Source organism: Hymenobacter agri (assembly GCF_054778495.1).
Map to the genome: position 1 here is coordinate 1 of NZ_BAAGZM010000121.1, position 9,292 is coordinate 9,292.

Sequence of the window (9,292 nt, forward strand, 5' to 3'; positions counted from 1 at the left end):
GGAGCCGGGGCGGGCGCCACTACCGGAGCCGGGGCCACTGCTGCGGGTGCCGCCGCCGGAGCCGCCGCGCTGATGATGGTTTTGGTGTTGGGGTCGCGCTGCACCGAGATTTTAAATTCCTCGGTTTCAATGTTCACCTTATTCAGGCCCGACTTAGCAATAAAATCGAGCAGTTCCTGGAGTTCTTTGGCTTTCATGACAGCGTCCTTTTCCTTTTTGGGCGAGTTTGACATCTTCGTTAGCTGCTAGCTTTAAGCTGCCAGCGGTTAGCTTTTTTAGAACGTCAGCTACTAGCCGGCAGCTAATAGCCAACAGCTTAAGAAAGGGCTATTTTACGCGTTCAACGTAGCTATAGTCGCTGGTTTTGATGCGGATTTTGGTGTCGACATCAATAAACAGCGGCACCTGAATGCGGGCCCCGGTTTCCACGGTGGCGGGCTTCAGCGTGTTGGTGGCGGTGTCGCCGCGTAGGCCGGGCTCGGTGTAAGTCACTACCAGGTCCACGGTGGTGGGCAGTTCGGCGGTGAGGGGCATTTCCGTTTCGGCGTGCATGAGGATGGTCACATCCTGGCCTTCCTTCATCAGGTCGGCGAAGGGCACCATTTCTTCGGGCAGCACTACCTGCTCGAAGTCTTCCTTGTTCATGAACGTGTAGCCGTAGTCGTCCTTGTACAGAAACTGGTGCGGGCGCTGCTCCACGCGGGCCGTTTCCACCTTCACGCCGGCGTTGAAGGTGTTGTCGATGGTGCGGCCAGTTTTGATGTTGCGCATCTTGGTGCGCACAAAGGCGGGGCCCTTGCCGGGTTTCACGTGCTGGAACTCGGTGATGACGTGCAGCTCGTTGTTGTAGTTGAGAACGAGACCGTTGCGAAAGTCGGCGGTTGATGCCATGTTGTTAAACTTGTAGCTGGTAGCCGTTGGCTATTCGCTTTTTTGTGGGTGTTTTTATGAGCAGTCCTGCAATAGCCAGCGGCTATTAAACAACTGATAATCTTAAGGAGGGACAAAGCTAACAGCTAGCAGCCATTAGCTAATGGCTATTTGCTAGCTGCCTTATCACCATCATAGGCCCATTTGAGGTAAATGGACCCCCAGGTGAAGCCGCCGCCGAAGGCTGCCAGGATGAGGTTATCGCCGCGGTGCAGCTGTTTTTCATAATCGGCCAGGCACAGCGGAATGGTAGCGCTGGTGGTGTTGCCGTACCGGTCGATGTTGAGCATCACCTTCTCGGGGCCCACGCCCATGCGGTTGGCAGTCGCGTCGATGATGCGCTTGTTGGCCTGGTGGGGCACCAGCCAGGCCACGTCGTCGTGGGCGAGGTGATTGCGCTCCATCACTTGGGCGGCCACGTCGGCCATGCTCTTCACGGCAAACTTGAACACCGTAGCGCCTTCTTGGTAAATGTAGTGCTCCTTGCGGTCGATGGTGTCGTGGGAAGGTGGGCGGCGGCTGCCGCCGGCTTTCTGGTGCAGGTAGGGTTCGCCGCTGCCGTCGGTGCGCAGCACCATGTCCATCACGCCGTAGCCATCGGTGCTGGGTTCGAGCAGCACGGCGGCTGCGCCATCGCCAAACAGGATGCAGTTGGCACGGTCGGTATAATCGACGATGGCCGACATCTTGTCCGCGCCCACAATAATTACCTTCTTGTACGTGCCGGCCTGAATGAACTGCGCACCCGTAGCCAGCGCGTACAGAAAGCTCGAACAGGCGGCATTCATGTCGTAGCTGAAGGCATTGGTAATGCCTGTGCCGTTGGAAATAATGTTGGCCGTTGCCGGAAACAGTACGTCGGGCGTCACCGTGGCGCAGATAACCAGCTCAATTTCCTTAGGGTCGACGCCGGTTTTGTCCAGCAGATTCTGCACCGCCCTGATGCCCATCACGGATGTGCCCTGGTCGGTGCCTTTCAAAATGCGACGCTCCCGAATACCGGTGCGGGACATAATCCATTCGTCGGTCGTGTCCACGAGCTTTTCCAGCTCGGCATTGGTAAGCACGTAGTCGGGCACGTAGGCGCCCACACCAGTGATGGCGGCGGTAATCTTCATACGGGCAAAAGTAGGCGGGGCAAGCGAAAAGTAGGCAGCAGGGCAGGGGCGGGGCAACCGGTGCCGGCCCAACGTACCGGTAATGAGCCCGAAGCGCGTAAAAAAAATCCGGCCGGAGCCGGAGCTTTTTTCACCGCCGGGGGCGGAAGGTTAGGACTTAAAAGTAGCCTTAATCTGGTCAACGATGCCCGAATCGGCCATGTTGAAGCCTTGCATAAGCATGTTGCCAATGGCGCGGGGCGTGCTGCGGCCGTGCCCGATAATGGCGTTGTCGTTGATGCCGAGAATGGGCGAGCCGCCCACGGCCTCGTAATTGAACTTATCGAAAAACGGGTCCTGAATCTGCTTTTCGTCCATGGCGTCGTAAATCGACTCGGCCATTTTCAAAATGATGTTACCCGTAAACCCGTCGCACACAATCACATCGGCCTTGTCGTTGAACAGGTCGCGGCCCTCAATGTTGCCCACGAAGTTGATGTGCGGGTTCACTTTCAGGCGCTGGTGGGCCTCCTGAATGATGGGCGTGCCCTTGCCTTCTTCCTCGCCGATGTTCATCAGACCAACTTTGGGCCGGGCAATGCCGAGCACGTGTTGCGCATACAGCGACCCCAACTCGCCGAACTGCTCCAGCATTTCGGGCTTGCATTCGGCATTGGCCCCCACGTCGAGCAGAATGCCCACGTTATCGTGCAGCTTGGGCAGGAAGTTGGCAATGGCCGGGCGCATTACGCCGGGCACGGTCTTCACGGTGAACATGGCGCCCACGAGCATAGCGCCCGTGTTGCCGGCCGAGCAAAACGCATCGACCTGGCCCGCGAGCAGCATTTTGTAGCCCACGGCAATGCTCGAATCCTGCTTCTGCTGGAAAGCTTTGGCCGGGTGCTCGCCCATGTCGATAACCTGGGTGGCGGGCACGAATTCGAGTACGTCGGCCGCCGGGCCGGCAGCCTGAAGCAGGGGACGCACGGCGTCTTCCTGGCCGATGAGGACAATGGTGGCCCGGCCGGCGAGTTGCTCGGCGGCCAGCAGGGCACCTGCCACGGCGGCTTGGGGGGCGAAGTCGCCGCCCATTGCGTCGAGGGCTATTTTCATGAAAGAGGTGTTTGGAGGGAGGTCAGCGGAAAGTCAAAAGTACCAAAAATCCGGCCCCGCTGGCTTAAAAAAGGAGCGAAGCCGGACCATGTGGTGCCGCGAAGTAACAACCAAACGCGCTATTCGTCGTCGCCGGTAGCGTCGGCCGCAGGCGCGGCGTTGGTCTTAGCGTAGTTTTTGATAGCCAGCTGGCCGTTGTGGTAGAGGTCGCCATCTACTACATACGCCTTGTGGCGCAGGTGCAGCTCGCCCGTGTTGGGGCACAAGGTCACGGCCTTAGGGGTCAGCTTGTAGTGGGTACGACGCTTGTCGCGAACGGCGGAAGAAGTGCGGCGCTTAGGATGTGCCATGGTTAAGTTGAAATTAGGGAATTGAGGTTGCGGTTAACGAGTGAGGAGTGACTCGGGGCACTGACGGATTTAATTCAGGTTGCGCAGGGCGGCCCAGCGCGGGTCGGCCGGCTCGTCGTCGTCGGGGCCCTCGCTGTCGTCGCGGGTCGAGAAGATGAGCTTGGTTTCGGCGTCAGGGTTATCATCGGCCTCGTTCTGGAAGCGCGGGTGCAGCTTCTTCATGGGCAAGGCCAGGCCGATGTAGTCGTAGAGGTGCTGGGACAGCGGCAGGGTTTGGGTTTCGGGCGTGATTTGCAGCACGTTGTCGTCCAGTTCCTTGTTCTCTTCGCCGAAGCGCACCAGTAGCTGCTCGTGTATGTCGAGCGGCTGGTCGAACTCATCGAGGCTGCGGTCGCAGGTAAGCTGCACGGTGCCGGTGATGTGAAAGTTCAAGGTCATCAGCCGCTCGGTTTTGATGAGCTCCACGTCGGCGTGCAGGTGGCCTTGCTCAACCAAGGGCTGGTCGAACAGGGCGAAGAATTCGGGACCCAACTCGAACTCGAAGTGGTGCGTTTTCAGCGCCAGCTTGGCTAAGTTGAGGTCGTATTTGCTTTCTTTTTTCACGGGCGGCTGGATAGCAGGGGGCAAAAGTAGTGAAAATCCGGCTTTTTGCCAAAAGTTCGGGCCATTTTCCGCGCTGCCTACGCGGTTTTGAGGATGAATTCGGGGCTGATGTGCAGGCGTTCGTAGAGCTTTTTGGCCAGGTCCATGGTGACGCGCCGCTTGCCGCTCAGGATTTGGGAGAGGCGGCCGGGCGGCACTTCGAGCAGGGCCGCCAGCTCCTTCTGCTTGAGGTGCTGCTGCTGGCGCTTGAGCTCAATCATGGCCGGCAGGGTGGTGGGCTTGGAAGGCAGGGGAAAATATTCCATTCGGATTTCGTAATCCTCAATGGCTTCCGCCAACTCACGGGCTCGGGGCTGAATTTCCGGATGCGCATCAATGTTCTGCGCTTCCAGCATATCGAATTCACGAAATGCTTCACGCAGTTCCTCGGCTGTGTTAATCGTCATGGCTTTGTGAATTCTATAATGGAGGCGTCAACGGCATCGTATTGACGGTGGGTACCAACAAACTTGATGTACACTGTGCGCGTGGTGAAAGAAATAGAAGCAATTCAACGGTAGTGGTTGCCTTTAATGTTGAAAACAAACCGCTGGTTGCCAACATAGTCAGCGGAGCCAAAGGACTGCCGCACGGCTGCCCCATTCGCCCAGTCAGCGTCGCGCACATGGTGATACCATTCTTCCAAAGCCGGTGCTGCATCTGGATGCGCAAACACAAACGCTCGTAACACGGCTCGACTGGTGATAACCATATGCCTAAACGCAGAAACGCGGCCGTTGCCAGCCGCGTTTCAAAAATAGAAAGAAAATTTCGCTTTCGAGAAGAAGCTACCGCGCCGAGCGGGGCTGGGCATCTTCCCAGCGCTGCTTCCAGATGTCGCAGGCCAGATACACGGCCGCGCGGAAGGAAGACTCGTCGGCCCGGTACTGGCCGGCGAGGCCGTAGGCAGTGCCGTGGTCGGGCGAGGTGCGCACCACGGGCAGGCCGGCGGTGAAATTGACGCCGCGCTCGAAGGCCATGAGCTTGAAGGGAATCAGGCCCTGGTCGTGGTAGAGAGCGAGGGTGGCGTCGAACTGGCGGAACTGCTGGGTGCCGAAGTAGCCGTCGGCCGGGAAGGGGCCGAAAACCAGCTTGCCATCCTGCGCGAATTGCTGGATGACGGGCGTTACCACGTCGCCTTCTTCCTTACCCAGCAGGCCATTTTCGCCGGCGTGGGGGTTGAGGCCGAGCACGGCGATGCGCGGCTTGCCGATGCCGAAGTCATTCTTCAGCGACTTCAGCAGCAGGCTGATTTTGGTGCGCAGCAGCTCGGCCGTGAGCCTGGCGGGCACGTCCTTGAGCGGGATGTGCCCGGTGACGGTGGCAATGCGCAGGCCGGCGTCCTCATCCACCAGGAACATCAGGCTCTCGGGGGCCGCGAAGTAGCTGGTGAAAAACTCGGTGTGGCCGGGGTAGCGGAAGTTGTCGGCCTGAGTGTTGTCTTTGCTGATGGGGGCCGTCACGATGCCGTCGAGCTTGCCGGCTTTGAGGTCGCGGGCGGCGCAGAGCAGGCTTTCGCGGGCGGCCGCGCCGGTGGCGGCGGAGGGCTGGCCGGGAGCGAGTACAAAGTCTTCATCCCAGCAGGTTACAGCGTTGAGGCGGCCGGGTGCAATGTCGGCGGCGTCGCGCAGCTGGCGGAACTGTAGGTGTTCGGTATCGGCGGGGGTGGGGAAGTCGTCGAACAGCGCCGTGGCCGTGCCGTAGATAACGGGCGTGCAGATGCTGAGCAGGCGCTCATCGAGCAAGGTTTTGTAAATGACTTCAGGGCCGATGCCGGCGAGGTCGCCCACGGAAAAGCCGAGGCGGGGGAGGTGGTGGGGCATACTGTGTATTAGACGGTCATGCTGAGCATGCTGCGTATCAAGCAGCGTCGCAGCGGAGTCGAAGCATCTCTACCTCAATAGTATTCAAACTGATGGCAACGAAGCGGTAGAGATGCTTCGACTCCGCTGCGCTCCGCTCAGCATGACACATTCTTTGCTTTCTAAGCAAGCTGCTTGGTCAGGAACTCGTACAATAGGCGCACGCCCACACCGGTGCCGCCTTTGCCGCGGTAGCTTTCGGGGGCCGTGAGAAAAGCAGGGCCGGCGATATCGAGGTGAATCCAGGGGTAGCCTTCGGCGAAGCGCTCCAGAAACTTGGCGGCCGAAATGTGGCCGGCTTCGCCCTTGCCCAGATTGCTGAGGTCAGCAATGTCGGACTTCATGTGGTCGGCGTATTCATCCCAGAGCGGAAACTCCACGAGACGCTCGTGTACGGCATAGCCGGCCTCGCCGAGCTGCTGCATGGTGGCGGGCCCGGCGGTGCCCATCGAGGCGGAGGCTTCGGTGGCAAGGGCGCGCACGGCGGCGCCGGTGAGGGTGGCCAGGTCGATAACCAGCTCGGGGTTGTAGCGCTTGGCGAAGCTGAGGGCATCGGCCAGCAGCAGGCGGCCTTCGGCGTCGGTGTTCTTTACTTCGACGGTGAGGCCGCTGTGCATGGTGATGACGTCGCCGGGAGCGTAGGCGAGGCCGCCGGGGCGGTTATCAGTGGCAGGCACCAGGCCGATGACGTAGAGCGGAACCTGATTTTTCGCCAGCGCGAAGAGCGTGCCGGCCACGGCCGCGCCACCGGCCATGTCACACTTCATCAGGTCCATGCTATTGGGCGTGGGTTTGAGGCTGAGGCCGCCGGTGTCGAACACCACTCCTTTGCCCACGAGCACATAAGGCTTTTGGTTTTTGGCGTTGGCCGGCTTGTATTCGAGGATGTTGAAGGTGGGCGGCTCGGGCGAGCCGAGGTTGACGGCCAGCAGGCCGCCCATGCGCAGGGCTTCGATTTTGGCCAGGTCGAGGATGTCGGTGGAGTAGCCGGCCTGGTCGCCGGCTTCGGCGATGCGCTCAGCCAGCTGCACGGCGTTGAGTTTGTTAACTGGGGCGTTGACGAGGTCGCGGGCCAGAATAACGCCTTGCAGCAGGCCCTCAAGCTCGTGGACTTCGTCGGCCGTAGCAGCATTGCCAACCAAGTAAACCGTTTTCAGGGCCGGGGCCTGGCGCGACTTCTCATCGGTTTTATAGCCTTCAAACTGGTAGGCGCTCAGGGCTAGGCCTTCGGCTAGCAGCAGGGCGGCGTTAGGCGTAGCGCTGCGGTTCTCAATGAAAACTTCGGCTACTTTCTCGGCTTTGAGCTGGCCGTGCAGGGTGTGGCCGGCGCGGCGCAGCTGCTCGGCAACCTGTGCAGGAGTGGGCTTATCGGCCAGCACCACGAAGAAATGGTGATGGCTGAAGTGGTTGAGGTGCACGAGCTTCTGCGCGTCGGCGAGGGCGGCGTCTACGTACTGGCGGGCGGCGGGGGTGAGGTCGCCGGCGGCGGCCTCGGGCAGGGTGGTGGTACCAGCGGGCAGGATGAATACCTGCGAGGACTGGGCCGGCGCGGCGGCCGCGTGAGCGAGAGCTAAGAACATAAGCGGGGATGAAGGCCGTAGATTTGAGGCCGCAAGGTACTGTTTAGGCAGCGAGGTTTTTCTGACGTTGATAATAGCGCGTCATGCTGAGCTTGCCGAAGCATCTCTACCGCGCCAGCAATTTATGCCGACTATAACGAAGCAGCAGAGATGCTTCGGCAAGCTCAGCATGACGTTCAAAAAAACTCCTCATTCCGTGAATACCGTTCGCCCCAAAAAGCACTTAGGCCAGCACTTTCTGGCCGACCCCAACATTGCCCGCAACATTGTGGGCGCGCTGCAGCTGCCCGACGGGGTGAAGGAAGTGCTCGAAATCGGGCCCGGCATGGGCGTGCTCACGCAGTACCTACTCCAGAACCCGGCCTACCAGACCAGCGTGGTGGAGATTGATACCGAGTCGGTCGCCTACCTGAAGGTGCACTACCCCGCGCTGGCCGACCGCATCTACGCCACCGATTTCCTGAAGCAGCGCCTCGACACGCTGTTTCCGGACCAGCCGCTGGCCATCATCGGCAACTTCCCCTACAACATCAGCAGCCAGATTTTTTTCGCCGTGCTCAATAACCGCCAGCAGGTGCGCGAGGTGGTGGGCATGATTCAGAAGGAAGTAGCCCAGCGCCTGGCCGAGCCGCCCGGCTCGAAAACCTACGGTATTCTGAGCGTGCTGCTGCAGGCCTTCTATAAGATTGAGTACCTATTCACGGTGCCGCCGCACGTGTTCAACCCGCCGCCCAAGGTGGAGTCGGCGGTGGTGCGCCTCACGCGCAACGACGTGGAGCAGCTGGACTGCGACGAGAAGCTGTTTTTCCGGGTGGTGAAGCAAGCCTTCCAGACGCGCCGCAAGACGCTGCGCAACGCGCTCAAGCCGTTCGGCATGCCTCCGGAAGCCACGACGAACCCCATTTTCGAGCGCCGGGCCGAGACGCTGAGCGTAGCCGATTTCGTGAAGCTGACGCAGCACGTGGGCCAGCACATGGCCGATGGCGCCGCGCTGCCGGACTTGAATGTCAATGACGTGGCGGAGTAACTGCCAGCGGCTATTTATGATTTTTTGCTCTCGGTTATAAAAAACTGCTCAACCATTATGGCTACGCTATTGCTTGCTGGACGCAAGATTATTATCGGCGTGTTGTTGATTTTGTGTGGCTGGTATGTGGTGTTAGATTATTTGTTTGACGAGGATAATATTACCCATCTCGCTGGTCGATATTACACTGCCAATTACGATAATGGTGTCGCGCTACACTTGTATGAGAATGCCGATAAACCCTACGGCGAGCCGTTGTTAGACCAAGTCTATGCCACGCAAATTGGTGGAAGTTATCTAGTCGCACGAGCAGGGACAGATTTTTATTTCCTGTACCCAATAGCTGCTAAAACAACTGAGGAGGCTCAGCAAAAGAAAATGGGGCCATTGCTAAGAGCTGAACTGATGAATAAATTACTTCAGCTAAATGGTGATACGTTACTACGCACAATAGGACCTTTTTAGCTTGATAATCACAATGAGCCTCTGCCTCGTCGTCGACGAAATGCACCCGTCGCTGCCCGCGCTGCTCCACAGCATCGGCTTGGAAATCGACTACCAGCCCAGCCTCACGGCGGCCGAAGTGCCCGCCGCGCTCGCCGCCCAGCCCTACGAGGGCCTGATAGTGCGCAGCAAGCTGCGCGTGACAGCCGACCTGCTGGCCCACGGCCCGCAACTGCGCTACGTGGCC

10 protein-coding genes and 3 pseudogenes are annotated in these 9,292 nt (G+C 59.4%); 3 read left to right on the forward strand and 10 right to left on the reverse strand.

The genetic code is table 11. The features are described 5' to 3' along the window. The 10 genes and pseudogenes from ACYVDE_RS08545 to ACYVDE_RS08590 form a co-directional block, all read right to left on the reverse strand. Positions 1-197: pseudogene (locus ACYVDE_RS08545) on the reverse strand (acetyl-CoA carboxylase biotin carboxyl carrier protein); the annotation flags it as partial. Positions 198-327: 130 nt separating this feature from the next. Then, positions 328-891: an elongation factor P gene (efp, locus tag ACYVDE_RS08550; RefSeq protein WP_190922262.1), complete on the reverse strand. Its 564-nt coding sequence runs from the start codon at positions 889-891 to the stop codon at positions 328-330. A 146-nt stretch (positions 892-1,037) separates the two neighbouring features. After that, entirely contained in the window at positions 1,038-2,048 is a 1,011-nt protein-coding gene (locus tag ACYVDE_RS08555) for a beta-ketoacyl-ACP synthase III (RefSeq protein ID WP_460501074.1), read from the reverse strand. Between the two features lie 150 nt (positions 2,049-2,198). Further along, a complete protein-coding gene (gene plsX / locus ACYVDE_RS08560) occupies positions 2,199-3,140 on the reverse strand; it encodes a phosphate acyltransferase (RefSeq protein ID WP_460501075.1) in 942 nt (313 codons plus the stop codon). 119 nt (positions 3,141-3,259) lie between these two features. Continuing rightward, entirely contained in the window at positions 3,260-3,490 is a 231-nt protein-coding gene (rpmF, locus tag ACYVDE_RS08565; RefSeq protein WP_198068135.1) for a 50S ribosomal protein L32, read from the reverse strand. A gap of 69 nt (positions 3,491-3,559) precedes the next feature. Then, entirely contained in the window at positions 3,560-4,093 is a 534-nt protein-coding gene (locus tag ACYVDE_RS08570; RefSeq protein WP_460501076.1) for a YceD family protein, read from the reverse strand. 77 nt (positions 4,094-4,170) lie between these two features. Continuing rightward, positions 4,171-4,488 carry a helix-turn-helix domain-containing protein gene (locus ACYVDE_RS08575; RefSeq protein ID WP_460501077.1) on the reverse strand — a complete coding sequence of 106 codons (318 nt, stop codon included), beginning with the start codon at positions 4,486-4,488 and terminating at the stop codon, positions 4,171-4,173. 47 nt (positions 4,489-4,535) lie between these two features. After that, positions 4,536-4,844, reverse strand: a pseudogene (locus ACYVDE_RS08580) (type II toxin-antitoxin system HigB family toxin). 76 nt (positions 4,845-4,920) lie between these two features. Continuing rightward, positions 4,921-5,955, reverse strand: a complete 1,035-nt coding sequence (gene pdxA, locus ACYVDE_RS08585; protein ID WP_460501078.1) for a PdxA family dehydrogenase — start codon at positions 5,953-5,955, stop codon at positions 4,921-4,923. Positions 5,956-6,116: 161 nt separating this feature from the next. Then, positions 6,117-7,574 (reverse strand): leucyl aminopeptidase family protein, encoded by a 1,458-nt coding sequence (locus ACYVDE_RS08590; RefSeq protein ID WP_460501079.1) that lies wholly within the window; start codon positions 7,572-7,574, stop codon positions 6,117-6,119. Between the two features lie 169 nt (positions 7,575-7,743). Between ACYVDE_RS08590 and rsmA the strand changes: the two genes are divergently transcribed. From rsmA to ACYVDE_RS08605, 3 genes and pseudogenes are all read left to right on the forward strand, one after another. Next, positions 7,744-8,601 (forward strand): ribosomal RNA small subunit methyltransferase A, encoded by an 858-nt coding sequence (gene rsmA / locus ACYVDE_RS08595; protein WP_460501080.1) that lies wholly within the window; start codon positions 7,744-7,746, stop codon positions 8,599-8,601. A gap of 57 nt (positions 8,602-8,658) precedes the next feature. Beyond that, positions 8,659-9,066 (forward strand): hypothetical protein, encoded by a 408-nt coding sequence (locus ACYVDE_RS08600; RefSeq protein WP_460501081.1) that lies wholly within the window; start codon positions 8,659-8,661, stop codon positions 9,064-9,066. Between the two features lie 13 nt (positions 9,067-9,079). Further along, positions 9,080-9,292: pseudogene (locus tag ACYVDE_RS08605) on the forward strand (phosphoglycerate dehydrogenase); the annotation flags it as partial.